The following is a 21333-nucleotide window of genomic DNA, read 5'->3' on the forward strand; positions in this document are numbered from 1 at the left end:
CTGCAAGGGAGGGGTTAGGGGTGGGTGGAGGCCGGGCGATACGGATGGGCTTGGCTTGTGCGCGCAGTATCACGAGCACTCGACCCACCCCGGGCCCCTCCCTTGCAGGGAGGGGAGAGCCTTGCCTCCTACCGCCCCAATCCCACCGGCACCGGACTCATCCCGCCCGTCTCGCGGATCACCACAAGCGTCTCGAAGGTCCGCACCCGCTCGTCGGCCGAGAACAGCCGGCGGACCAGATCGTCATAGCTCTCCATGTCGCGCGCGAGGATACGTACCGCGAAGTCATGGTCGCCGGTGACGTTCCACGCCTCCATCACCTCGGGCTCGCGGCGGAAGATCTCGAACATCTCGCTCACCGTGTCGGCGGTCTCACGCTCCAGCGTCACCAGCACGATCATCGACAGCGGCCAGCCGAGCGTCTTCGGGCGCACTACCGCGATCTCCCGCTCGATCACCCCCGTCTCGCGCAGCCGCCTTATCCGCCGATAGCAGGCAGGGGCGGACAACCCGACCTTCTCCGCCAGCGCCGCCACCGGCTGCTGCACATCGACCTGGAGCAGCTCGAGCAGCTTGAGGTCGAACGAATCGAGCGGTTCAATCTTCGTCATTTTGCGAGGGTAGGGCGATAAACCTTATCGTGTAAGCGCCAAAATAAACCACCCTTATCGCCGGATATTCCTATTCTCGGCACCACACCAGCCAATATCCGAGTAGCAAATGTCCGCTTTCGCTGCCCCGCGCCCCGCCGCCGCACGCCTCGATCTCGTCGCCCTTGCCGCGCTGTTCGTCTCGCTGCTCTCGGTGACGATCGGCGCCACCTTCGCCAAGCAGCTCTTCCCGCTGGTCGGGGCAGAGGGCGCCACCGCGCTGCGCCTGATCGTCGCCGCGGCGATCCTCTCGGCGATCTTCCGGCCCTGGCGGATCCGGCTCGACGCCGGCTGGCGCTCGCTGCTCGGCTACGGCCTCGTCCTCGGGGTGATGAACCTCAGCTTCTACAAGGCCCTGTCCTACATCCCGCTCGGCATCGCGATCGCCGTGGAGTTCACCGGCCCGCTCGCGGTGGCGGTGCTCACCTCGCGCCGCCGGGTCGATTTCCTGTGGATCGGCCTCGCCGTCATCGGCCTGCTGCTCCTCCTGCCGATCTGGAAGGGCGCCGCCCATCTCGACTGGCGCGGGGTGGCCCTCGCGCTCGTCGCCGGCGCCTGCTGGGCGGCGTACATCCTCACCGGCCGCCATGCCGGCAAGGCGCATGGCCCTGCCGCCGCCGCCGGGGGCATGCTGATCGCCGCCTGCCTCGCCGCACCGGTGGGCATCCTCCACGCAGGCACCGCGCTGCTCCGGCCCGAGGCGCTGCTGCTCGGGCTGCTCGTCGGCATCGTCTCCAGCGCCATCCCCTATGCGCTCGAGATGATCGCGCTGCCCCGGCTCCCCGCCAACACCTTCGGCACCCTGCTCAGCGCCGAGCCCGCGGTCGGCGCGCTGATGGGCCTGCTGCTGCTCGGCGAGGTCCTCACCGGCACCCAGTGGCTCGCGGTCGCCCTGATCGTCCTCTCCTCGGTCGGCACCGCGATCAGCGCGCGGCCGGGCGAGGCGAGCGAACAGCCCGCATGAAAAACCCCTCCCGTGCCTTGGGGCACGGGAGGGGCAGGGGTGTCGGAAGCGGGGCTGGGGACCGCGCTCCCTACGTAACGCCTGTGTCAGGTCAGGCCGTGACGATCTGGGTGGGCGGCAGCCGCTCCTCGAGCCCGCCGAGCAGGCCGACGACCCTGCGGCGCACCGGCTGCCAGAAGGCCGAGAGCAGCAGCAGCGCCGATCCGATCACCAGCGCGGTCAGCGCCGCGGCCAGCTCGACCGCGCCGGTCGCCTGGAACAGCGCGTACATCGCCCAGAGCACATAGATCAGGCTCGAGACGAGCAGCGCGCGGCGGTCGACCGCCAGGGCGACAAAGGCGAACACCACATAGAGCGCGATCACCACCGCGGCGACCGGGCCGGTCACGTCGCCGTCGAACACGCCGAGCATGTGGAACACCGGGTGCGCGATCAGCGGCGCCGCGGCGAGATGCAGCCAGAAGGCGACGTCCGAGCGGCGGGTGCGGCGCTCCAGGTCGCTCATGTCCCAGCGCATCGCGAAGAAGAACATCGCCACGCCGGCAACGAGCAGCATCTCGTTCACCCAGTCCTTCGCCTGCGGCACCAGCGCGAGCACGATCGCGACCAGCATGCCGACCACGACCATCGCCCCCGCAGCGACGGTGATCGGCACCATGAAGCGCTTCCAGTGGATCCAGGTCGCAGCCGCGGTCAGCAGGCCGACGGTCGCGGCGATGCCGGCACCCAGCTGCTGCTTCTGCAGCTCGCTCGCCAGGTGCAGCTGCTCCTCGAGCCAGGGGATGTTGGCGACGAAGATGCCGGAGAGGCCCGCGGCGATGCCGCCGACGAAGCCGAACAGCAGCAGGATCGAGGGCAGCGCCATGCGGCGCTTGGCGGTGAAATATTCGGCGAGCATCCAGCTCGTCGCGGCCACGGCGAAGCCCCCGCCGATCATGTTGCCGCCGGCGATGCGCTCCTCCGGCCCGACGCCGATCAGCCACTCGCCGAAATAGGCCCCGATCCGCCCCGCCGCGACCAGGATCAGCGCGGCGGCGATCGCCACGAAGATGTCGTTGAAGCCGGTGAGCAGCTTGAAATGCTCTTCGTCCACCGCGGGCGCCGACCGGCGCTCGGCGACATAGTTGCGCAGCGCATTGGCCGCGGCGGGCGAAAGCGCCCCCGCTTCCACGGCACTGGCCAGATCGCTCTCGCTATACATGGCAGTCTCCTCCTGTAGCGGAGGATGTATCATATGTGTGTTAGTGAAGCAATACGGTAAGGCGGTGAGTGTTCCCCTCCCTGAAAGGGAGGGGTTAGGGGTGGATGGAGGCCTGGCGATATGGATGGGCTTGGCCTTGTCCGCGCAATATCGCGAGCACTCGACCCACCCCCGACCCCTCCCTTTCAGGGAGGGGAGCTTGCCAGCCTATCCCCGCTGCAATTTCCCCAAAATCAGCATCGTCTGCTCGGACCCCGACCCCGGCACGATCTCCCCCGTCCGGTCGGTGATCTGCGCCCATTGCGCCTGCACCGCTTCGGGCGTCAGCGCCTCCAGCTTGGCGCCCTGGGTCAGAGTCACATAGGCGGCCTGCACCACCCCGCCGCCCGCGCCGACGATCTGGTTGGTCGGCGCGTCCTCGCTAACCAGGAACAGCGCGGCCGGCGCGACATTCTCCGGCGCGAAGGCCTTGAAGGCTTCCTCGGGGAACAGGTCCTCGGTCATCCGGGTGCCCGCCACCGGCGCGATGGTGTTGACCTTGATCCCGTATTTCGCGCCTTCGAGGTAGAGTGTCTTGGTCAGCCCGGCGAGGCCGAGCTTGGCCGCGCCGTAATTCGCCTGGCCGAAATTGCCGAACAGCCCGGTGGAGGATGCGGTCATCAGGATGCGGCCGTAATTCGCCTCGCGCATCGTCTCCCACACCGCCTTGGTGCAGTTGGCCGAGCCGATCAGGTGGACGTCGACGACGAACCTGAAGTCCTCCGGCTCCATCTTGGCGAAGCTCTTGTCGCGCAGCACGCCGGCATTGTTGATCAATATGTCGATCCGGCCCCATTTCGCCTTGGCCGCCTCGACCATCGCGACCATATGGGCATAGTCGGTGACGCTGCCGCCGTTCGACATCGCCTCACCGCCCAGCGCCTCGATCTCCTCGACCACCTTGAGCGCCGCGTCCGAATGGCCGGTGCCGTCGCGCGATCCGCCCAGGTCGTTGACCACGACCTTCGCCCCGCGCTTCGCCAGTTCGAGCGCATAGGCCCGGCCCAGCCCGCCGCCGGCCCCGGTGACGATGGCGACGCGGTCCTTGAAGTCGATGGTCATGCAGCTCTCTCCTTTGCAGGAGAGCTTAGCCACAACCACCACCACGCAACAATAACCGTCATCCGCCCCACGGCCGTCATCCCGGCGAAAGCCGGGATCTCAGGCGGAGGCGCGGGACAAGAGCCGCACGAGATCCCAGCTTTCGCCGGGATGACGGGAAGGGGGTGGGGGTGGCCCACCCCCGGACGCATCAATCACCGCCCCTGGCGGCAATGATCCTTCACGGTCTTCGAGCAGCGCGGATAGCTCTTCGGGTCCGAAGGCATCGGCGCGGCGGCAGTTGCCGGGGCGGCAGGCGCCGCAGCATCCGCGGTCGTATCCGGCGCGGGAGCGGCCGGCGGTGCGGGCGGAGTCGTCGCCGCATCCGGCGCGGCCGGCGTCTCCGGAGCGGCAGGCGGCGGGTTGGTCGCGGGCGGCGGCGGGGCCGCCGGATCGGCCGGCGTGGCCGGTTCCGCCGGCGCGGTCGGAGTCGTCGGCGTGTCGACCGGCGGGGTGGGCGGCGTGGGCGCCGGGGCCGGAGTGGTCTGCGGAGCGGTCTGGGGCATGTCCTGCGCGATGGCGGTGCCGCCGATCGCAAGGGCGGCCGAGGCCAGGAGCATGAACTTCATCGAAAAACTTCCTCTCTGTCGCTCCCCCTGCACCCCTCGAAAACGCATGTGCCGGGCACGACGTTGCGCGCCCGGCACATTCGGTCCCGCAAAAAGGGGCGTCCGGCGCGTCAGCCGCCGCGCTGGCGGCAGCCGTCGAACTGGCCGCGCTTGCAGACCGGGTAGGCGGCCTTGGGCGCCGGCGGCGGGAAGGCCTCGGTCGGCGTCTGGGTGCTCGGCACGAACACCACCTGGGTGCCCGGCGGCGGGGTGGTGCCGGTGCTGAACAGCGGCGCGGCCGGGGCATAGCCGCCCAGCTTGCTGGCGTCGTTGTTGGTGGGAGCCTCGGCCTTCTGCGCCGAAGTCTGGGCCTGAGCGGCGCCGGCGACGAGCGTCAGCGCGGCTGCCATGGCAAGGAGCTTCATGGGGTGCGTCTCCTGAAACCGGGCGAGATCGTTACGCCCGGTTTCAGCAACGCGAGGGAGAGGGGGATGGTTTCGTTAAATCGAAGTCATCAAAAGCCCGTGGATATCACCGTCATCCCGGCGAAAGCCGGAATCTCAGGCGAAGGCGCGGGACAGGAGCCGCACGAGATCCCGGCTTTCGCCGGGATGACGCTATTTGGCTTACCTCAATTCCCCGCGTCGAGCGCATAGCCGGCCGAGCGCACCGTCCGGATGATGTCCGGCCGGTTGCCCTTGTTGATCGCCTTGCGCAGGCGGCGGATGTGCACGTCCACCGTGCGGCTCTCGATGTCGCTGTCATGCCCCCACACCGCATCGAGCAGCCGCTCGCGCGAGAACACCCAGCCCGGATGCTCGAGGAAGTGCTTCAGCAGCCTGAACTCGGTCGGCCCCAGCTGCACCACTTCGCCGGCGCGGCGGACCTTGTGGCCCACCGTGTCCATCTCGATGTCCGAATAGGTCAGTGCCTCGCCGGCCAGTGCCGGGCGCACGCGGCGCAGTACCGCGCCCACCCGGGCGACCAGCTCGCGGGGCGAGAAGGGCTTGGTGACGTAATCGTCCGCCCCGGTCTCGAGCCCGCGGACGCGATCCTCTTCCTCGCCGCGCGCGGTGAGCATGATGATCGGCACGTTCGCCGTCTCGGGCATGCGGCGCAGGCGCCGGCACACCTCGATGCCGCTCAGCCCCTCGACCATCCAGTCGAGCAGCACGATATCCGGCGTCGCCTCCTTGGCGAGCAGCAGCGCCTCTTCCCCGTCCGGGGTGTGCTTCACCTCATAATCTTCGCGCTTGAAGTGATAGGCGACCAGCTCCGCGATTGCGGCGTCGTCCTCGACGAGAAGCATCTTAACTCGGGCCATATTTTCCCCGTTTCCCCGCTTAGTTCGCTCCGGCCTCGCCGGTCTCGCGCTCGGCCATGTATTCGCCTGTCGCCGCGAAATAGACCATCTCGGCCACGTTGGTGGCGTGATCGCCGATCCTCTCCAGGTTCTTCGCCACGAACAGCAGGTGCGCTACCTGGCTGATCGTCCTCGAATTCTCGACCATATAGGTCACAAGCGTGCGGAAGATCGAATCGTAGAAATCGTCGAGCGCATTGTCGCGCTTGCAGATCCGCACCGCAGCCTCGGGATCGCGCGCCGAATAGGCGTCGAGCACGTCGTGGACCATGTCCGCCGCCAGCTGGCCCATCGACGGCAGGATCGAGACCACTTCGATCCGCTCCTCGCCCTCGGCATGGATCAGCGGCACGCGCTTGGCGATGTTCTTGGCATAGTCGCCGATCCGCTCGATCACAGCGGCGATCTTGAGCGCGGCGATCACCTCGCGCAGGTCGTCGGCCATCGGCGCGCGCAGCGCGATCACCCGGACGACGAGCTTTTCCAGCTCGGCCTCGATCGCGTCGATCTGCTTGTCCTTGCGGCGGACCTCGTTGGCCAGCTCGGCATCGCCGCGCGACAGCGCCAGCATCGCGTCCTCGATCGCCTGCTCGGCGAGTCCGCCCATCTGCGAGATGAGCGCGCGCAGCTGTCCGATGTCCTGATCGAACGCCTTTACGGTATGTTCCTGGCCGGTCGACATGATACCTGCTCTTAGCCGTAACGGCCGGTAATGTAATCCTTCGTCCGCTCCTGCTTCGGCGCGGTGAAGATATTGTCGGTATCGCCATATTCGACCAGCTGGCCGAGATGGAAGAAGGCGGTCTTCTGGCTGACGCGTGCCGCCTGCTGCATGTTGTGGGTGACGATCACGATGGCGTAGCGGCCCTTGAGCTCGTGGATCAGCTCCTCGATCTTCGCCGTCGCGATCGGGTCGAGCGCCGAGCAGGGCTCGTCCATCAGGATCACCTCGGGGTCCACCGCGATCGCCCGGGCGATGCACAGCCGCTGCTGCTGGCCGCCCGAAAGCGCGGTGCCGCTGTCGGAGAGCCGGTCCTTCACTTCGTCCCACAGGCCGGCGCGGCGCAGCGACTGCTCGACGATCCCGTCCAGCGCGGCCTTGGAGCTCGCCAGCCCGTGGATGCGCGGGCCATAGGCGACGTTCTCGTAGATCGACTTGGGAAAGGGGTTCGGCTTCTGGAACACCATGCCGACCCGCGCGCGCAGCTGCACCACGTCCATCGCGGAGGAATAGATGTCCTCGCCGTCCAGCCTTATGTCGCCGGTCACCCGCGCGCTCGGGATGGTGTCGTTCATCCGGTTGAGCGTGCGCAGGAAGGTCGACTTGCCGCAGCCCGACGGGCCGATGAAGGCGGTGACGTGATCCATGTCGACGTCGATCGAGACGTCGCGGATCGCCTGCTTGTCGCCATAGGACACGCTGACGCCGCGGGCGGACATCTTGTGCCCGGTGCCGGTGGGAAGGGGAGTGGCGTCGGTCATTACCAGCGGGTCTCGAACTTGTTGCGAAGATAGATGGCGAGCCCGTTCATGGCGAGCAGGAACACCAGCAGCACCAGGATCGCGGCGGAGGTCTTCTCGACGAAGCCGCGGCTGACTTCGTCGGACCAGAGGAAGATCTGGACCGGCAGCACGGTGGCGGGGTCGGTGAAGCCGCTCGGCGGGGTGACGATGAAGGCGCGCATGCCGATCAGCAGCAGCGGCGCGGTCTCGCCCAGCGCGCGCGCCATGCCGATGATCGTGCCGGTCAGGATGCCGGGCATGGCGAGGGGGAGGACGTGGTGGAACACGACCTGGATCCGGCTCGCCCCGATGCCGAGCGCGGCGTCGCGGATCGAGGGCGGCACGCCCTTGATCGCGTTGCGGCTGGCGATGACGATCACCGGCATGATCATCAGCGCAAGCGTCAGCCCGCCGACCACCGCGGCCGAGCGCGGGAAGAGCGGGCCGAACGTGTGTCCGCCGATCTGCCAGCTGCCCAGGAACACCGCCAGGCCGAGCAGGCCGAAGATGATCGAGGGCACCGCCGCCAGGTTGTTGATCGACACTTCGATCAGGTCGGTCCAGCGGTTCTTCGGGGCATATTCCTCGAGATAGATCGCCGCCAGCACGCCGACCGGGAAGGCGATCAGGAAGGTCACCAGCATGGTCAGCAGCGAGCCCTTGAGCGCGCCCCAGATGCCCACCGCCACCGGGTCGTTCGAATTGCTCGCGCTGAAGAAGCCCCAGTTGAACCCGGTGCGCAGCTGCCCCGCCTGGCTCAGCCTGCGCGCATCCGCCTGGACGTCCGCCGGGCCTTCGCCACGCGATCCCATCTCCAGCTCGGTCGAGGCCGGCACCCAGATCGTCGCCTTGCCGTCGAGGACCGAGGGCCGCGCCTTGATCCGGTCGCGCACCGTCAGCCAGGCGCTGTTCGAGGCGAGCGAATAGCCCGCCGGGCTGGTCGCCAGCGTCTCCACCTTGTCCTGCAGCCCCGCACCCGCCAGCGCCAGGTCGGCCCCCGGCGTCTTCAGGTGCGAGCGGTCGATCTTCAGCGCCATCGCCGGGAAGTCGACGCTCAGCGCCACTTCGCTGCGGGTGAAGCCGCGCGCGCCATTGGCGATCATCGTCGCGATCAGGAAGGCCAGGAAGGCGGCGGAGAGGATCACCGCCATCATCCCGAACAGCTTGAAGCGGCGCTCGCTCGCATAGCGGCGGCGGATCCGCTTCTGCATCGCCGCGCTCTTCCAGTCGGTCGGCGTCCGCTCGGGCGCGGGGGCAGGGGCGGCGCGCTTACTCATAGGCTTCGCGATACTTCTTCACCACGCGCAGCGCGACGATGTTGAGGAGCAGGGTGATGACGAACAGCGTCAGGCCCAGCGCGAAGGCCGCCAGCGTCTTGGGGCTGTCGAACTCGCTCTCGCCGGTCAGCAGGTCGACGATCTGCTTGGTCACGGTGGTCGCGCTCTCGAACGGGTTGAGCGTGATGTTCGCCGCGCCGCTCGCGGCCATCACCACGATCATCGTCTCGCCGATCGCGCGGCTGACGGCGAGCAGCACGCCGGCCACCACGCCCGGCAGCGCCGCGGGAAGCAGCACGCGCGAGATCGTCTCCGAATTGGTCGCCCCCATCGCCAGGCTGCCGTCGCGCATCGCGGTCGGCACCGCGGCGATCGAGTCGTCGGCCAGCGAGGAGACGAAGGGGATGATCATCACCCCCATCACCAGGCCCGCCGCCAGCGCGCTCTCCGCCGAGGCGAAGGGCATGCCCAGCGCCACCGCCAGGTTGCGCACCGCCGGCGCCACGGTCAGCGCGGCGAAATAGCCATAGACCACCGTCGGCACGCCGGCGAGGATCTCGAGCATCGGCTTCATCCAGCGGCGCACGCGCGGCGCGGCATATTGGGTGAGGTAGATCGCGCTCATCAGGCCGAACGGGATCGCGACCAGCATCGCGATCACCGCGCCGATGAAGAAGGTGCCCCAGAACAAAGGCACCGCGCCCAGCGACTTGCCCGGATCGTTCGGGTCGATCAGCTGCGGGCTCCAATGCGTGCTGAACAGGAAGTCCTGCGGCGGCACCATCGCGAAGAACCGCATCGATTCCCAGAACAGCGACAGGAAGATGCCGAGCGTCGTCAGGATCGCGATCAGCGAGGCGAGCAGCAGGATCAGCATCAGCCCGCGCTCCACCCTCGTGCGGGCGCGGAAGGCCGGGCTGGTCCGGCTGAACGCGAAGGCGCCGCCGGCAAAGGCGAGCAGGATCGCGATCCCCGTGCCGGTCCAGCCATAGAAGCGGATCGCGTCGCGCATCGGCTCGACCAGCGCCTCGGCGCTCGGGTCGAAGGTCGATTCGGCTCGGCCCAGCGCCGCGTCGCGCGCCTCGCCCAGGATCGTGTCGCGCTCGAAGGCGAAGTCGGAAAGCTGGGCGGCGGCGGGCGCCTTGAGCACCTGGTCCTTGATCAGCGCCGGGCTCAGCGCACTCCACACCGCGATGAACAGCAGTGCCGGCAGCACCGTCCACATCGCCACGTACCAGCCATGCTGCGACGGCAGCGAATGGAGCCTTTTCTGTCCGCCGCGATCGAACCGCACGGCACGGGCGCGCGCCGTCAGCCAGCCGATCAGGCCAAGGCCGGCCACGACGAACAGGAGCGCGAAGACATTCACTTGGACGTCAACTCAGGCCGGGATTCAGGGAAGTGGGAAATGACGTCCTCGTTCAGTGCAACTGGGAGGGATCGAGCGCAATCCCCTTCTCGATGATCTCGGCCGACTTGTCCTGCACCTCGGTGGGGGGGGCGATCAGCCCGCGCTTGTTCAGCTCGCCCTTGGGCTTCCACATCGTGGCATAGAGATTGAGGAAGTCCTGCATCCCGCGCACCGCCTTGATGTGGCGCTTCTTCACATAGATGTAGAGCGGGCGGCCGCCGGGGTACTTGCCGGTGACGATGTCGTTGTTGGTCGGCGCCACGCCCTCGATCTCGGTGCCGTGCAGCCGGTCGATATTCTCCTCGAGATAGGAATAGCCGAAGATGCCGATCGCGTTCGGGTTCTGGCTCAGGCCCTGGACGATGAGGTTGTCGTTCTCGCCCTTGTCGACATAGGGGCCGTCATCGCGGATGCGCAGGCACGCATCCTGGAACTTGGCGGGATCGTGCCCGTCCTTGATCGCCTTGGCCTCGGGCCAGGCGGCCAGGCAGCCCGGCTCCATCATCAGCTCGATGAACGCGTCGCGCGTGCCGCTGGTCGAGGGCGGGCCCATCACATAGATCGGGATCGCCGGCAGCGCGGGGTTCACGTCGCGCCAGGTCTTGGCGGTGTTCGGCTTGCCCATCGGGTTGGCGGCGAGCGCCAGGTACAGGTCCTTGCGGCTCAGCTTCAGCTTCGGCCCGTTGTTGCTCTCGGCCAGCACTACGCCGTCGAGACCGATCTGCACTTCCAGGATCTCGCCGACATTGTTCTTCTGGCACAGGTCATATTCGGTGCGCTTCATCCGGCGCGAGGCATTGGCCAGGTCGGGATATTGCGCGCCCACGCCTTCGCAGAACGCGCGGAAGCCCGCGCCCGAGCCGATCGATTCGATCACCGGCGCCGCACGGCGCTTGTCCTGGTTGACGAAGGCCTCGGCCACCGCGGTGGTGAAGGGGAAGACGGTCGAGGACCCGACGGCGCGGATCGGGCGCACTGCGCTGCCGTCGCAAGCCGAGAGAGCCACCACGGAAAACGCGAAAAGCGCAAGTCTGCCAAGCATCGCCGTCTCCTGTCCCTGGGATTGAAAGAATCGCGGAGGCGCGCGCCGGACGGCCGCCCCCCAGCGCGCCCTTCGGCCTCTAGCGTGACAGGTTCATGACAGTCTCTGGACGGGGAGCAGTACGGTGACCGTCGAGCCCTTGCCGACGGTGCTGGTGATGTCGAATCGCCCGCGATGCCGCTCGACGATATGCTTGACGATCGACAGGCCCAGCCCGGTGCCGCCGATCGTCCGGCTGCGCCCGGCATCGACCCGGTAGAAGCGCTCGGTCAGCCGCGGCAGATGCTCGGGGGCGATGCCGTCGCCCTGGTCGGTCACGGTCAGGCGGATCATCGATTCGCCCTCGGGCATCAGGCTGACCAGGATCGGCGTGCCTTCCTTGCCGTACTTCATCGCATTGCCGATGACGTTGTGAAGCAGCTGGCTGAGCTGCGAGGCGTCGCCACGCACCGGCGGCACCTCGGCCACTTCGGTCACCACATCGGCGGCGCGCGGCACGCCCGAAAGCTCAAGGCAGACCTCGTCGATCAGCTCGTCCAGCGCCACCGGATTGTCCGGCGCGCGGTATTTCTCCGCCTCGATCCGGCTCAGCGAGATCAGGTCGTCGATCAGGCGCTGCATGCGGCGCGCCTCGTCGTGCATGATCTTCAGGAAGCGCTTGCGCAGCCCCGGCTCCTCGCCGGCGCCATCCTCCAGCGTCTCGACATAGCCGAGCAGCGAGGCGAGGGGGGTGCGCAGTTCGTGGCTGGCATTGGCGACGAAATCGACCCGCATGCGCTCGCTGGCATAGCTGCCGGTGCGGTCGATCAGATGGACGATCCGCCGCCCGTCGCCCAGCGCCGTCACCCGCATCTCCCAGCGCTGGTCGCGCGTGCCGAGGCCGACCAGGTGGATCGGCGAGCCCGGATTCTGGTCGCTGCTGTTCATCAGCCGCTCGGCCGCGGCGGGGTGGCGGATGGCGACGCGCACGTCCTCGCCCAGGATATGCTGGCCGAGCAGGACGCGCGCGGGCGGGTTGGCGGCGGTCACCCTTCGGTCGGCGATCAGCAGCACCGGCTCGGCGATCGCGTCGAGCACCTCGGCGATGCCCGGCCCCTCGCTGACGGTCGGCGTGGTGTCGAGCGCCCCGGGCGCCTCGGCGCCGGCAGTGGCGACCAGCACGGCGGCGACGCCGCACACCAGCATCACCAGGCTGGTCTGCACATCGCCGTTCAGCAACAGCCCCGCCAGCGCGCCGGCGGCGACGATGCCGAGCGCCACGAGCGCCTTGATACCGGGAGAATAGGGCATGTGGCGGCTCTTCTAGGGGCGGGGGTGTTTCTCGGCAACGGCCCCTTTTATCCTCCCCCGCCAGGGGGAGGTGGCGCCGAAGGCGACGGAGGGGGAGGTAGGCGACGTAATCGGCCGCAGTGCTTCCTCCCCTCCGTCACGCTGCGCGTGCCACCTCCCCCTGGCGGGGGAGGATCGTCCCGGATTCGCCTGCCGCGCCCATAATTTACGATTGCGAAACGCCACCGGGCGCAGGACAATGCGTCATGGCAGACGAAGACCAGTCCCCGAAGGCTAGCCGCCGCGCGCTGATGCTGGGCGCGGCGAGCGCCTCGGCGATCGTCTCGATCCGCCCGGCGCTGGCGCAGACCAATGCCTCGGTGATGAACTGCGAGATCCCGGTTCCCGATCCCGGCCGCGCCGGCCAATATGTCGCGGCCGACGGCAAGCTTGTGCCTGCCGGCACGCAGGGCGCCTTTCCGGCAGCGGGCAGGCCGTTCAAGGCGGCCGAGGTCAAGAACGCCCTCAACGGCGGCACCTTGCCCGGCACCACCTACGAACAGAGCCGCGCCTACACCAACTACATCCGCCGCCTCCAGTCGGGCACCAGCGGCTTCACCTGCTTCGCCTCGCTGCAGATGCCGCGCGGCTGAGGCCGTGACGGCCACCAAATCCCTGGCCCATCCCCGTCACCCCGGCGAAAGCCGGGATCTCGTGCGTCGGCGCACAGCAGATTTGTTCGCGCAACGACGCGACGACGCGACGACGAAGAATGTGTTCGCGCAGAGGCGCAGAGTTGTCTCGCGCCGCGCCAGCGGCGCCCTCTATCTCAGCGCTCCAGCAATTCCTGCCGCTGGCGCGGCACACATAGTTGCCCTGAGTGCAACCTCTCTGCGTTCTCTGCGCCTCTGCGCGAACCACCTTCTTCCTCTTCTTCGTCGCGTCGTCGCGTCGTTGCGCGAACAGAATCAATGACCAGCTACCGCGCCGCCGCGCCCGAAACCCTCCGCATCGTCCCCCTCGACGCGCTCACCCTGGTCTATCACCGCGCCTCCGGCATCACCCATGTCGTCGATGCGCCCGTCCCCGAGATGCTTGAAGCCCTGGGCCGCGACGATCTCAGCGTAGACCAGCTCCTCGCCCGCCTCAGCGAGCGCTACGACCTGCTCGATGCCGACCCCGCTGCGCTCGCCATCCGCCTCGACGAACTGGTCGAGGCCGGCCTGGTGGAGCGGCTGTGAGGCACGTCGCCCATCTCAGCATCGGTCCCGTCGGTTTCCGCATCGGCAGCGACTGGCGCGGGCCGATCGCGCAGCTCGAAGACCTGTATCGCGATTATCCGAAGCCGAGCATCCCGGACTTCAATGTCCACCTCTTCGCCGCCCGGCCCTGGCGGAAGCTCCTCCGCCCCTCGGTGATGATCGGCGGCGACTATACTATCCCCGATGCCGCGCCGCTGCCGCTCGCCCAGGGTCTGCTCGCCGCCGAGATGGGGATGAACCTCCAGATGGCGCTAGCCCAGCGCCGCTATCTGCTGCTGCACGCATCCGCGGTCGAAAGGGACGGGAAGGCGGTGCTGATGACCGGCATCTCCGGCGCCGGCAAATCCACCCTCGCGGCGCTGCTGATGGCCAGAGGCTGGCGGCTGATGGGCGACGAGTTCGTCCTGATCGACCCCGCCACCGGCCTGGCCCATGGTTTTCCCCGGCTGATCAGCCTCAAGAACCAGGCGATCGCGGTCGCCCAGGCCGCGATGCCCGAGGGTCGCTTCGGCCCGCTGCTCGCCGGCACGCCCAAGGGGGACATCCGCCATCTCGTCCCCGATGCCCGGGCGATCCAGGCGATGGCCGAGCCCGCCCAGCCCGCGCTGCTGCTCTTCCCCCGCTTCGGCTTCGACGCCGCCGAGCGCCCGGTGCCGCCCAGCGAAGCGTTCGTCCGCCTCACGCAAAGTTCGACCAATTACGTCCATCTCGCCGAGCGCGGCTTCGATGCGCTGACCCGGCTCGTCCAGTCCGTTCCGGCGCGCGCAATAGACTATCCGGACACGGATAGTGGCATCGCCCTGGTCGAGGCGCTGGCATGACCCCCGGCTGGCGCCTCGCCGCGGTGCTGCGCGACCCCGGCCGGACCGAGCATTTCTCGGCCCGCCAGTGGACGGAGTTGTTCGCCGTCGCGCGTGCGGAGCAGATGGCCGGAACGCTCGCGCACCGTCTGGACGGCCTCGCGCTCCACCCGACCGTCCAGCGCCTGGTCGACGACGCGATCGCCTCGGCGGAACAGGTCCGCCTCGCCGCGCTGTGGGAGGCCGAGATGGCCCGCCGTGCGCTGGCGCCGCTCGGCGTGCCGGTCGTCCTGCTCAAGGGCACCGCCTTCGCCGCCGCCGGCCTCTCGCCGAGCCTGGGCCGCAACATCGGCGATCTCGACATCCTCGTGCCCCGCGAGCGCATGGACGAAGTGGAGGCCGCATTGCTCGCCGCCGGCTGGGAATGGGTGAAGCCCGATCCCTATGACGACGCCTATTATCGCCGCTGGATGCACGAGCTGCCCCCGCTCATCCACCGCGAGCGGGACCGGATGATCGACGTCCACCACACCATCCTGCCACTCACTGCGCGAATCCGTCCGGACGCCGGGGCGCTGCTGGCGGACAGCGAGCCGCTCGAGAACGGCCTGCGCACACTTTCGCGGACGGACCGTCTGGTACATGCGGTCGCCCATCTCCTGGCAGACGGCGATCTGGCCGGCGGGATGCGCAACCTTTGGGACTTTCACTGTCTGGTACAGGACGGAGGCACGATGGGCCTGGCCGAGCGCGCCCGCCACCACGGCCTGGGCCGGGAAATGGCCCGCGCCGGCCGCCTCAGCCACGCCCTGTACGGCACCGAGGTCCCCTCCGAATGGCAGGCCCTCAAGCCCCTCGATCACCTCTATCTCCGCCGTCTCACCGCCCGCGACGGCTGGGGCCGCCAGGGCCGCAGGCTCACCCGGCTCGGCTTCTACGTCCGCAGCCACTGGCTGCGCATGCCGCCGCTGATGCTCGCCCGCCACCTCTGGACCAAATACCGCAAGGGCTATCGGCCCGTCGGCTGAAGGTGTTGAAACAAATAGAGAACAAAATCTTGTCTTGTTGGAGATCGGCACCTATCCTGGGCGCCGTTCAAAGGGAGAGGTTCGATGTTCCGCAAGGTCGCTTTCACGCTGTATCCGGTCATCGATCTCGATCGCGCCCGGGCCTTTTACGAGCAGACGCTTGGCCTGCCCGCCGCCAGCGCGGAATATGGCATTCCCTGGGTGGAATATGATCTCCCCGGCGGCGGCTGCCTGGCGATCACCACGGTCACCGGCGACAAGCCCGCCTCGGACGCCGGCGGCACGATCGCCTTCGAAGTCGAGGACCTCGACGCGCTCTGCGCCGACCTCGAGGCCAAGGGCGTCACCTTCAAGACCGACCTGATCCACTCCCCGGTCTGCCGGATGCGCGTGATCCAGGACAGCGAAGGCAATGCCGTGCTGCTCCACCAGCTGAAGAACCGGGATTAGGCCCCTCATGTGCTCCTGCGAAAGCAGGAGCCCAGGGCCGCGAAGTACCTGATTACCCTGGGTTCCTGCTTTCGCAGGAACACATTTAGGTAGCCGGCACCCCCAGCCGCTCCAGCGCCGGCACAAGCTCGGCATAGGAGTCGATCACCGCATCGGCGCCCAGCTCCTCCACCGGCTGGGAGAGGAACCCGAAGCTGACCGCCACGCTCGGCACCCCGGCATTCTTCGCCGCCAGCGTGTCGTAGATCGAATCGCCGACGAACGCCGTCCGCCCGCCGCCGCAGCGCCGGATCATCTCCTGGATCGGCAAAGCGGAGGGCTTGGCATTGCCCTTGCCCATCGTGTCGCCGCCGATGATCGTCGCGAAACGCGCGGAGAGTCCAAGCTCCCCGATCAGCTTCACCGCCAGATATTCGAACTTGTTGGTGACGATCCCCAGCGTCACGCCCCGCGCCGCCAGCTCGTCCAGCGCGTCGAGCATGCCCGGGAAGGGCCGCGAATGGTCGGAGACATGGTCGCGGTACCATTCCAGCAGCGCCGGATAGAGCCGCGCCATCAGCGCCTCGTCATAGCCGCCCGAGGCTTCCAGCGCCTGCTCGAGCATGTGCTTGGCGCCGCGCCCGACCATCGTCATCACCGCCGCCATCTCCAGCCTCGGCCGCCCGGCCAGGTCGAGCGCGTGGTTGGTGGCGCCGAGCAGGTCCGCGCTGGTGTCGAGCAGCGTGCCGTCCAGGTCGAATCCGACGATGTCGAAGGGGAAATCGGTCATGTCGCCGCTGCCTGCCAGCTGCCCTATGGAATTGGCAAGACTAACGTGGCAGGGGACGGCCAACGGAGGGACAATGACGGCACCGATCGCAGCAATCATCCTCGCGGCCGGCAAGGGCACGCGGATGAAGTCCGACACCCACAAGGTCCTCCATCCCATCGCCGGCAGGCCGATGCTGCTCCATCTGGTCGACAGCGTGAAGGCGCTCGGCGCCGAGCGCGAAGTCGTGGTGGTCGGCGCCGGCAAGGAACAGGTCGAGGCCGCGGTGCACCCGCTCGGGGTCGAGACCGCCGAGCAGGCCGAGCAGCTCGGCACCGGCCATGCCGTGCGCATGGCGGAGCAGGCGCTGGCCGATTTCCAGGGCGACGTCCTCATCCTCTATGGCGACGTGCCCCTCGTCACGACCGAGACGATGCGCCGGATGATCGACGCGCTCCACGGTGAAGGCGATCCCGGCGTGGTGGTGCTCGGCTTCCGCCCCGCCGATCCCGGCGCCTATGGCCGCGTCATCGTCGGCCCCGACGGCCGGCTCGACAAGATCGTCGAATACAAGGACGCGAGCCCCGAGGAGCGCGCGGTAACCCTCTGCAATTCCGGCCTGATGGCAGTGCGTTCGGCGGACCTTTTCCGCCTGCTCGCCCAGCTCACCAACGACAATGCCGCCGGCGAATTCTACCTCACCGACCTGGTCGAGCTGGCCCGGGCAGAGGGCCGCTTCTCGGTCGGCATCGAGACCGATGCGATCGAAGTCGCCGGGGTCAACAGCCGCGGCGAGCTGGCCGGGCTCGAGCAGGAATGGCAGCAACGCCGCCGTACCCGCGCGATGGTCGAGGGTGCCACGCTGGTCGCGCCCGAGACGGTATGGTTCGCCTATGACACGGTGATCGGCCGCGACGTCACGATCGAGCCCAATGTGGTGTTCGGCCCTGGCGTCACCGTGGCCGACCGGGTCGTGATCCACGCCTTCAGCCATCTCGAAGGCGCCGAGATCCTCTCGGGCGCCGATATCGGCCCCTATGCTCGGCTGCGTCCTGGCGCGCGGATCGAGCAGGGTGCCAAGGTCGGCAATTTCGTCGAGATCAAGAAGGCGGTGATCGGCCCCGGCGCCAAGGCCAACCATCTCAGCTATATCGGTGACGCCACCGTCGGGGCGGGGGCGAACATCGGCGCGGGCACGATCACCTGCAATTATGACGGTTTCTTAAAGTACCGGACAGTGATCGGTAACGGCGCTTTTGTAGGTAGCAACAGCGCGCTCGTGGCGCCCGTCACCATCGGCGACGGCGCGATCGTCGCCGCCGGATCGGTGGTGACCCGCGATGTCGAGGGCGATGCGCTGGGGATCGTGCGGGCCGAGCAGCAGGTGAAGCCGGGCTGGGCGCGGACGTTCCGCGAGAAGATGAAGGCGAAGAAGGAGGCGGCGAAGAAGTGATGCGCACGATGACCCTGATCTCTGCTCTCGCCCTCGCCGTCGCGGCGCCTGCCTTTGCGCAGACCGCAGCGATGAATCCCACCCAGGCGATCGAGGCGGTTGCCGCCTCAAAGACCGGGGAGGTCGAAGGCACTTTCGAATTCGTCGTCGCGTCCACCGGCGCGGGCGGCTTCAACGCCTATCTCAACTCGGCCACCGATTATCGCGACCCGGGCAACCTCTCGGTCGTGCTGAACACCCCGGGGCGCAACGCGCTCAAGGACAAGCTCGGCGGCCATGCCGAGGATATGCTCAAGGGCAAGCGCATCCGCGTGAAGGGCATCGCGCGCCGCGTCCCCACCGGCTCCCATTTCCAGATTCGCATCGCCGTCGAGACGGCGGACCAGATCGAAATCCTCGGCTGATCGCCGGGCTCAGGCAGGAACACCCAAAGCATGTGCGGAATCGTCGGAATCGTCGGCAAGGAAGACGTCGCGGAGCGGCTGTACGACGGTCTCAAGCGCCTCGAATATCGCGGCTATGATTCGGCCGGCATCGCCACCGATGTCGATGGCCGGATCGAGCGCCGCCGCGCCTCGGGCAAGCTGGTCAACCTCGGCAAGGAGCTGGCGGAGAACCCGCTGCCCGGCACCACCGGCATCGCCCACACCCGCTGGGCGACGCATGGCGGCCCGACCACCAACAACGCGCACCCGCACGCCACCGGCGAAGTCGCGTTGGTCCACAACGGCATCATCGAGAACTTCAAGGCGCTGCGCGACGAGCTGATCGCCCGCGGTCGCGTCTTCGAGAGCGAGACCGACACCGAGGTCGTCGCGCACCTGGTCAGCGAGAAGGTCGAGGCCGGCATGGCACCCGCCGAAGCCGTTGCCGAGGTGCTGCCGCGCCTCCACGGCGCCTTCGCGCTCGCCATCCTGTTCCGCCAGCATCCGGACCTGCTGGTCGGCGCCCGCCTAGGCTCGCCGCTGGTCGTCGGCTATGGCGAGGGCGAGACCTATCTCGGCTCGGACGCGCTCGCGCTCGCGCCGCTGACCCAGCGCATCGCCTATCTCGAGGAAGGCGATTGGGTCGTCATCACCCGCGACGGCGCGCAGATCTTCGACAAGGACAACAACCCCGTCGAACGCCCGATCACCATCTCGGGCGTCACCGGCGAGCTGATCTCCAAGGGCAACCACCGCCACTACATGCTCAAGGAGATCTACGAGCAGCCGATCGTCGTCGCCCAGACTTTGCGCTCGTACCTGCAGCGGATGGAAGAGCAGGTCACGCTGCCGATCCCCGATTTCGACCTTTCGGCGATCAAGCGCGTCACCATCGTCGCCTGCGGCACCAGCTTCTATGCCGGTATGGTCGCCAAATACTGGTTCGAGCAGTTCGCCCGGGTGCCGGTCGATCTCGATGTCGCCTCCGAGTTCCGTTACCGCGCGCCGGTGATGGAAGAGGGTGGGCTGATGATCGTCATCAGCCAGTCAGGCGAGACCGCCGACACGCTCGCCGCGCTTCGCCATGCCCGCAGCGAAGGCCAGAAGATCGCCGCGGTGGTCAACGTCCCGACCAGCTCGATGGCGCGCGAGGCGGACCTGCTGCTGCCGACCCATGCCGGCCCGGAGATCGGCGTAGCCTCGACCAAGGCGTTCACCTGCCAGCTCGCGGTGCTCGCCGCCCTCGCCGCCAATCTCGCCAAGGCCAAGGGCAAGCTGTCCGAGACCGAGGAGAAGGCGCTGGTCAAGCACCTCGCCGAGGCGCCCGCGGCGCTCAACGGCGCGCTTGCCTATGACGAGGCGATCCAGGCGATGGCCCATGTCGTCGCCGCCGCCCGCGACGTGCTCTATCTTGGCCGCGGCACCGATTATCCGCTGGCGCTCGAAGGCGCGCTGAAGCTCAAGGAAATCAGCTACATCCACGCCGAGGGCTATGCCGCCGGCGAGATGAAGCACGGCCCGATCGCCCTGATCGACGATGCTGTGCCGGTGATCGTGATCGCCCCCTCGGGGCCGCTCTTCGAGAAGACCGTCAGCAACATGCAGGAAGTGCAGGCGCGCGGCGGCAAGGTGATCCTGATCTCCGACTATGACGGGATCGAAGCGGCGGGCGAGGGCACGGTGGCGACGATCACCATGCCCAAGGTCCACCCGCTGATCGCGCCGCTCGTCTATGCGGTGCCGGTGCAGCTGCTCGCCTATCATGTCGCGGTGGCCAAGGGCACCGACGTCGATCAACCGCGCAACCTCGCCAAGTCGGTCACCGTCGAATAGGCCGCCAGAGCATCGAAAGATGGGTGCCGGCGACGTCGCCGGCATCCTCGAAGCCGAGCCGCTGGTAGAAGGCGTGGGCGCGCGGGTTGCTATAGGCGACGCTCAGTCGCAGCCGGTCCGCGCCCGCATCGGCCGCGGCCTGCTGCAGCCAGCCGACCAGCGCGCCGCCGATCCCGCTGCCCTGCGTCCCGGCGGCGAGCAGGATATCGATCAGCACCCATTCCGGCCCGCTGCGGTTGAAATAGAAGCGGCCGACCGGCTGCTCCGCCCGCATCACCAGCCGGAAATCGCCCTTGCGATGGGTCTTCACGAAATGGGCGTGCTGGAGCGCGAACTGTTCGTCGAGGAACGCGCGCTTCTGCTCCGCCGGCCAGGGCGCAAAGAGCAGTTCGGCCATGCGCGAGGCGGCGTAGAGATCGGCGAGGAAGGGCAGTTCGGCGGTGCCGGCGGGCGGCAGTGCCAGGTGCTGTGCCGCCAGCGTGTCCGCCAGGGCGGGCAGGGGGCGCGGGGCAGGGAAGGGCGGTAGCGGCGCGCGCGTCATCTCGTCGACTTTTGCTCCGAAACGGCGCGGACCGGCTTCACGCGCCCCGCCGGACCCGGCAGGATGGCCGTCTCACGGCTGGAGCGACTGTCCGTTCCGCGGGAGGGGGAAGTATACGACATGCGATTGCTAACACCGGAAGATTTCGAACCCTGGGTCGGTCGCAAGGTCCGCGTCGCCACGATCCCCGAGCCGGTGGAGATCACCCTCTCCAGCATCCAGCGCCGCGGCGTGCTGCGCGGGTTCGACGTGCGCGATCCCTTCTCGCTCTTCTTCGAATCGCCGCTCGAAGTCTATCTGCTCGACGGCACCTATGACCTGGACTGCGGCAAGGGCGGGCCGCATGCGATCCTGCTCACCCAGCTCCAGCCCCATCCCGATCGGCGCGTCTACCAGGCGGTCTTCGCCTGAAACGGAACCGGCTC

Annotated in this window: 24 protein-coding genes; 10 read left to right on the plus strand and 14 right to left on the minus strand. The window is 68.1% G+C overall.

What is annotated here, in order from left to right; all coding sequences use genetic code 11:
- Positions 1 to 128: 128 nt before the first annotated feature.
- Entirely contained in the window at positions 129 to 611 is a 483-nt protein-coding gene (locus ACEN8G_RS04620; RefSeq protein WP_413418895.1) for an Lrp/AsnC family transcriptional regulator, read from the minus strand.
- A 109-nt stretch (positions 612 to 720) separates the two neighbouring features.
- Here ACEN8G_RS04620 and ACEN8G_RS04625 point away from each other — a divergent pair, with 109 nt between their 5' ends.
- A complete protein-coding gene (locus ACEN8G_RS04625; protein ID WP_413418897.1) occupies positions 721 to 1614 on the plus strand; it encodes an EamA family transporter in 894 nt (297 codons plus the stop codon).
- 91 nt (positions 1615 to 1705) lie between these two features.
- Here ACEN8G_RS04625 and ACEN8G_RS04630 read toward each other — a convergent pair whose 3' ends face one another.
- The 11 genes from ACEN8G_RS04630 to ACEN8G_RS04680 all read right to left on the minus strand — a co-directional run bounded on the left by ACEN8G_RS04630 (position 1706) and on the right by ACEN8G_RS04680 (position 12389).
- Entirely contained in the window at positions 1706 to 2815 is a 1110-nt protein-coding gene (locus ACEN8G_RS04630; protein WP_413418899.1) for a hypothetical protein, read from the minus strand.
- 207 nt (positions 2816 to 3022) lie between these two features.
- Positions 3023 to 3916, minus strand: a complete 894-nt coding sequence (locus ACEN8G_RS04635; RefSeq protein ID WP_307118269.1) for an SDR family NAD(P)-dependent oxidoreductase — start codon at positions 3914 to 3916, stop codon at positions 3023 to 3025.
- Between the two features lie 194 nt (positions 3917 to 4110).
- Positions 4111 to 4524: a Fe-S oxidoreductase gene (locus tag ACEN8G_RS04640; protein ID WP_307118270.1), complete on the minus strand. Its 414-nt coding sequence runs from the start codon at positions 4522 to 4524 to the stop codon at positions 4111 to 4113.
- A gap of 110 nt (positions 4525 to 4634) precedes the next feature.
- Positions 4635 to 4928: a hypothetical protein gene (locus ACEN8G_RS04645; RefSeq protein WP_307118271.1), complete on the minus strand. Its 294-nt coding sequence runs from the start codon at positions 4926 to 4928 to the stop codon at positions 4635 to 4637.
- A 206-nt stretch (positions 4929 to 5134) separates the two neighbouring features.
- Positions 5135 to 5827 carry a phosphate regulon transcriptional regulator PhoB gene (phoB, locus tag ACEN8G_RS04650; RefSeq protein WP_086128782.1) on the minus strand — a complete coding sequence of 231 codons (693 nt, stop codon included), beginning with the start codon at positions 5825 to 5827 and terminating at the stop codon, positions 5135 to 5137.
- 19 nt (positions 5828 to 5846) lie between these two features.
- The gene (gene phoU / locus ACEN8G_RS04655; protein ID WP_413415333.1) at positions 5847 to 6548 is read right to left on the minus strand and encodes a phosphate signaling complex protein PhoU; all 702 of its coding nucleotides are present in this window, start codon (positions 6546 to 6548) and stop codon (positions 5847 to 5849) included.
- Positions 6549 to 6559: 11 nt separating this feature from the next.
- A complete protein-coding gene (pstB, locus tag ACEN8G_RS04660; RefSeq protein WP_413415334.1) occupies positions 6560 to 7348 on the minus strand; it encodes a phosphate ABC transporter ATP-binding protein PstB in 789 nt (262 codons plus the stop codon).
- Positions 7348 to 8646 (minus strand): phosphate ABC transporter permease PstA, encoded by a 1299-nt coding sequence (gene pstA / locus ACEN8G_RS04665; RefSeq protein WP_413415335.1) that lies wholly within the window; start codon positions 8644 to 8646, stop codon positions 7348 to 7350. The genes pstB and pstA overlap by 1 nt, the downstream gene beginning before the upstream one ends.
- Entirely contained in the window at positions 8639 to 10015 is a 1377-nt protein-coding gene (gene pstC, locus ACEN8G_RS04670) for a phosphate ABC transporter permease subunit PstC (RefSeq protein ID WP_413415336.1), read from the minus strand. The genes pstA and pstC overlap by 8 nt, the downstream gene beginning before the upstream one ends.
- Before the next feature lie 52 nt (positions 10016 to 10067).
- Positions 10068 to 11099 carry a substrate-binding domain-containing protein gene (locus tag ACEN8G_RS04675; RefSeq protein WP_413415337.1) on the minus strand — a complete coding sequence of 344 codons (1032 nt, stop codon included), beginning with the start codon at positions 11097 to 11099 and terminating at the stop codon, positions 10068 to 10070.
- A 93-nt stretch (positions 11100 to 11192) separates the two neighbouring features.
- On the minus strand, positions 11193 to 12389 hold the full coding sequence (locus ACEN8G_RS04680; protein WP_413415338.1) for an ATP-binding protein: 1197 nt from the start codon (positions 12387 to 12389) through the stop codon (positions 11193 to 11195).
- 245 nt (positions 12390 to 12634) lie between these two features.
- On the opposite strand from ACEN8G_RS04680, the gene ACEN8G_RS04685 reads away from it, so the two are divergent.
- From ACEN8G_RS04685 to ACEN8G_RS04705, 5 genes are all read left to right on the plus strand, one after another.
- A complete protein-coding gene (locus tag ACEN8G_RS04685) occupies positions 12635 to 13021 on the plus strand; it encodes a hypothetical protein (RefSeq protein WP_307118278.1) in 387 nt (128 codons plus the stop codon).
- A 318-nt stretch (positions 13022 to 13339) separates the two neighbouring features.
- A complete protein-coding gene (locus ACEN8G_RS04690) occupies positions 13340 to 13609 on the plus strand; it encodes an HPr-rel-A system PqqD family peptide chaperone (protein WP_413415339.1) in 270 nt (89 codons plus the stop codon).
- Complete coding sequence (locus ACEN8G_RS04695) at positions 13606 to 14451, plus strand: HprK-related kinase A (protein WP_413415340.1); 846 nt, start codon at positions 13606 to 13608, stop codon at positions 14449 to 14451. The genes ACEN8G_RS04690 and ACEN8G_RS04695 overlap by 4 nt, the downstream gene beginning before the upstream one ends.
- On the plus strand, positions 14448 to 15458 hold the full coding sequence (locus ACEN8G_RS04700) for a nucleotidyltransferase family protein (protein WP_413415341.1): 1011 nt from the start codon (positions 14448 to 14450) through the stop codon (positions 15456 to 15458). Before ACEN8G_RS04695 ends, ACEN8G_RS04700 begins: the two co-directional genes overlap by 4 nt.
- An 84-nt stretch (positions 15459 to 15542) precedes the next feature.
- Positions 15543 to 15908, plus strand: coding sequence for a VOC family protein (locus ACEN8G_RS04705; RefSeq protein WP_307118282.1), 366 nt, complete (start codon positions 15543 to 15545; stop codon positions 15906 to 15908).
- Positions 15909 to 15993: 85 nt separating this feature from the next.
- Here ACEN8G_RS04705 and ACEN8G_RS04710 read toward each other — a convergent pair whose 3' ends face one another.
- Complete coding sequence (locus ACEN8G_RS04710) at positions 15994 to 16677, minus strand: HAD-IA family hydrolase (protein WP_413415342.1); 684 nt, start codon at positions 16675 to 16677, stop codon at positions 15994 to 15996.
- Between the two features lie 73 nt (positions 16678 to 16750).
- Here ACEN8G_RS04710 and glmU point away from each other — a divergent pair, with 73 nt between their 5' ends.
- The 3 genes from glmU to glmS are packed head-to-tail and all read left to right on the plus strand — an operon-like array spanning position 16751 to position 20367.
- The gene (gene glmU / locus ACEN8G_RS04715; protein WP_413415343.1) at positions 16751 to 18109 is read left to right on the plus strand and encodes a bifunctional UDP-N-acetylglucosamine diphosphorylase/glucosamine-1-phosphate N-acetyltransferase GlmU; all 1359 of its coding nucleotides are present in this window, start codon (positions 16751 to 16753) and stop codon (positions 18107 to 18109) included.
- Positions 18109 to 18513: a hypothetical protein gene (locus ACEN8G_RS04720; protein ID WP_413415344.1), complete on the plus strand. Its 405-nt coding sequence runs from the start codon at positions 18109 to 18111 to the stop codon at positions 18511 to 18513. Before glmU ends, ACEN8G_RS04720 begins: the two co-directional genes overlap by 1 nt.
- Before the next feature lie 30 nt (positions 18514 to 18543).
- On the plus strand, positions 18544 to 20367 hold the full coding sequence (glmS, locus tag ACEN8G_RS04725; RefSeq protein ID WP_413415345.1) for a glutamine--fructose-6-phosphate transaminase (isomerizing): 1824 nt from the start codon (positions 18544 to 18546) through the stop codon (positions 20365 to 20367).
- Here the strand turns inward: glmS and ACEN8G_RS04730 are convergent.
- Positions 20354 to 20908 carry an N-acetyltransferase family protein gene (locus tag ACEN8G_RS04730; RefSeq protein ID WP_413415346.1) on the minus strand — a complete coding sequence of 185 codons (555 nt, stop codon included), beginning with the start codon at positions 20906 to 20908 and terminating at the stop codon, positions 20354 to 20356. The genes glmS and ACEN8G_RS04730 overlap by 14 nt on opposite strands.
- 120 nt (positions 20909 to 21028) lie before the next feature.
- Here ACEN8G_RS04730 and ACEN8G_RS04735 point away from each other — a divergent pair, with 120 nt between their 5' ends.
- Positions 21029 to 21319 (plus strand): DUF6916 family protein, encoded by a 291-nt coding sequence (locus ACEN8G_RS04735; protein ID WP_413415347.1) that lies wholly within the window; start codon positions 21029 to 21031, stop codon positions 21317 to 21319.
- The last annotated feature ends 14 nt before the right edge of the window (positions 21320 to 21333 follow it).

Source organism: Sphingomonas sp. Sphisp66 (assembly GCF_047324325.1).
In the GTDB taxonomy this organism is placed as follows: Bacteria; Pseudomonadota; Alphaproteobacteria; order Sphingomonadales; family Sphingomonadaceae; genus Sphingomonas.

Bases quoted from the DNA above. Each gene is read 5' to 3' on its own strand.
- ACEN8G_RS04620 (WP_413418895.1), bottom strand. From the start codon at position 611: ATGACGAAGATTGAACCGCTCGATTCGTTCGACCTCAAGCTGCTCGAG.
- ACEN8G_RS04625 (WP_413418897.1), top strand. From the start codon at position 721: ATGTCCGCTTTCGCTGCCCCGCGCCCCGCCGCCGCACGCCTCGATCTC.
- ACEN8G_RS04630 (WP_413418899.1), bottom strand. From the start codon at position 2,815: ATGTATAGCGAGAGCGATCTGGCCAGTGCCGTGGAAGCGGGGGCGCTT.
- ACEN8G_RS04635 (WP_307118269.1), bottom strand. From the start codon at position 3,916: ATGACCATCGACTTCAAGGACCGCGTCGCCATCGTCACCGGGGCCGGC.
- ACEN8G_RS04640 (WP_307118270.1), bottom strand. From the start codon at position 4,524: ATGAAGTTCATGCTCCTGGCCTCGGCCGCCCTTGCGATCGGCGGCACC.
- ACEN8G_RS04645 (WP_307118271.1), bottom strand. From the start codon at position 4,928: ATGAAGCTCCTTGCCATGGCAGCCGCGCTGACGCTCGTCGCCGGCGCC.
- phoB (WP_086128782.1), bottom strand. From the start codon at position 5,827: ATGGCCCGAGTTAAGATGCTTCTCGTCGAGGACGACGCCGCAATCGCG.
- phoU (WP_413415333.1), bottom strand. From the start codon at position 6,548: ATGTCGACCGGCCAGGAACATACCGTAAAGGCGTTCGATCAGGACATC.
- pstB (WP_413415334.1), bottom strand. From the start codon at position 7,348: ATGACCGACGCCACTCCCCTTCCCACCGGCACCGGGCACAAGATGTCC.
- pstA (WP_413415335.1), bottom strand. From the start codon at position 8,646: ATGAGTAAGCGCGCCGCCCCTGCCCCCGCGCCCGAGCGGACGCCGACC.
- ACEN8G_RS04675 (WP_413415337.1), bottom strand. From the start codon at position 11,099: ATGCTTGGCAGACTTGCGCTTTTCGCGTTTTCCGTGGTGGCTCTCTCG.
- ACEN8G_RS04680 (WP_413415338.1), bottom strand. From the start codon at position 12,389: ATGCCCTATTCTCCCGGTATCAAGGCGCTCGTGGCGCTCGGCATCGTC.
- ACEN8G_RS04685 (WP_307118278.1), top strand. From the start codon at position 12,635: ATGGCAGACGAAGACCAGTCCCCGAAGGCTAGCCGCCGCGCGCTGATG.
- ACEN8G_RS04690 (WP_413415339.1), top strand. From the start codon at position 13,340: ATGACCAGCTACCGCGCCGCCGCGCCCGAAACCCTCCGCATCGTCCCC.
- ACEN8G_RS04700 (WP_413415341.1), top strand. From the start codon at position 14,448: ATGACCCCCGGCTGGCGCCTCGCCGCGGTGCTGCGCGACCCCGGCCGG.
- ACEN8G_RS04705 (WP_307118282.1), top strand. From the start codon at position 15,543: ATGTTCCGCAAGGTCGCTTTCACGCTGTATCCGGTCATCGATCTCGAT.
- ACEN8G_RS04710 (WP_413415342.1), bottom strand. From the start codon at position 16,677: ATGACCGATTTCCCCTTCGACATCGTCGGATTCGACCTGGACGGCACG.
- glmU (WP_413415343.1), top strand. From the start codon at position 16,751: ATGACGGCACCGATCGCAGCAATCATCCTCGCGGCCGGCAAGGGCACG.
- ACEN8G_RS04720 (WP_413415344.1), top strand. From the start codon at position 18,109: ATGCGCACGATGACCCTGATCTCTGCTCTCGCCCTCGCCGTCGCGGCG.
- glmS (WP_413415345.1), top strand. From the start codon at position 18,544: ATGTGCGGAATCGTCGGAATCGTCGGCAAGGAAGACGTCGCGGAGCGG.
- ACEN8G_RS04730 (WP_413415346.1), bottom strand. From the start codon at position 20,908: ATGACGCGCGCGCCGCTACCGCCCTTCCCTGCCCCGCGCCCCCTGCCC.
- ACEN8G_RS04735 (WP_413415347.1), top strand. From the start codon at position 21,029: ATGCGATTGCTAACACCGGAAGATTTCGAACCCTGGGTCGGTCGCAAG.